Origin of the sequence: Bartonella sp. AP21QHHD, assembly GCF_042196205.1 — a bacterium.
Lineage (GTDB): Bacteria > Pseudomonadota > Alphaproteobacteria > Rhizobiales > Rhizobiaceae > Bartonella.
The window spans coordinates 1-1,330 of record NZ_JBHIPT010000067.1 but is presented as its reverse complement, the minus strand read 5'-3'; the positions used below and the strand labels follow the sequence as shown (position 1 = coordinate 1,330).

General features: G+C 39.4%; 2 pseudogenes. Both read left to right on the top strand.

Annotation, left to right across the window (positions count from 1 at the left end):
- Positions 1 to 1,233 (top strand): annotated as a pseudogene (locus tag ACFIMC_RS04720) (hypothetical protein); the annotation flags it as partial.
- Between the two features lie 16 nt (positions 1,234 to 1,249).
- Positions 1,250 to 1,330 (top strand): annotated as a pseudogene (locus ACFIMC_RS04715) (lytic transglycosylase); the annotation flags it as partial.

Genomic DNA, 1,330 nt, shown 5'->3' with positions numbered 1-1,330 from the left:
GTAGCTGATCATAGTCCTTTTTTACAGGATCTTGTTTTTGATATCGCGAAAAGAAATCAAGGAGCTTATCTTGATTTGACTAAAAGAGCTGGGCAGAGAGCGCTGGGAGGAGGGGAGCGTATTCATCAAGCTGCTGATGAACACTTTGTTCCTCGTCAAAATGTCACAGGTTTAAAAGGTGATCTTATCGCGAGTAGGAAAGAAGCATCCCATACTCTTTATGAAATAGCTAAAAAGATACCAATAGGAGAGAAATATTATGGGGCACTTAATGAATTAATGGAGCGTCCATACTTTAAACAAGCTTATAATAAAGGGCTAAGGGGATTCATTAGTGATGGCAATAAAGCCAGTCCGTTTTCTTCTGAAAAATTTAGCCTTCTTAAAGAGAAACCCAACATGGGTATTCTCCATAAAACTAAGGAGGCTATTGATTTTATGATACGGGCAGAAAAGAGGCAAGGAAACAATAGCAAAGTTCGTAGCTTAGTAGATATCGACAAAAAGTTATTAGAGATTATGGATGATATATCGTCTGAATATAAGAAAGGGCGGGCATTGTATCATCAATATAGTTCACATGTAGATGCTATGGGTAAAGGTTCTAAAATCCTTAGCAAGTCGGTTAATAAGGATGAGTTCAGTAAAATCTTTGATGAATTATCAGAGGGAGAACAAGAATACTTTAAAAAGGGATCAAGAGCAAAACTTTTACAAGGTATGGGGCAAGCAGGAGATGAAGTATCCAAGGCAAAGGAGATTTTTGGTACGAATGATCTGTATGAACGATTTGCAAAGATTTATGGAGCAGATAAAGCTTCTGCTGTTAAGAATGTTGTCAATAAAGAAGCTGATTATGCAGATTTTTATAACAGAATACCAGGTCGTGTAGCGGATGAAAAGATATCTTTTACGCATAATGTCAGTATGCCAACGGGTAAACGTGATGCAGCTGTACAATTAGCAAAAGCTGCTGGGAAGGCAGCTTGGGTTCCTTTCAAAGAGGCGGCGTTTAGAGAGCGTCAACGGATTGAAAAGGATGTTGTCAAATTGTTAACAGGGGGGACACAGATTAAGAATGATCAAATTGTAGCTCTCATTCAACGCATGGTAAACGCGCATCATAAGGGATATGCGACAAAAGAATGGTTCAAAAAGCTTTCTGCTGCTTTGTTTGGAGGTGGGGGAAAAGCCTCAACGGAGGAGTTGAATTTATTGAGTGCATTTGAGTAAGGGAGGAGATTAGGCTATGACCCGTTCTAGTCCTTCTGTTAATCAAGCGATCCGTCAAGCAGCAGTGCGTTATGGTTTGCCAGAGAGTTATTTGTAC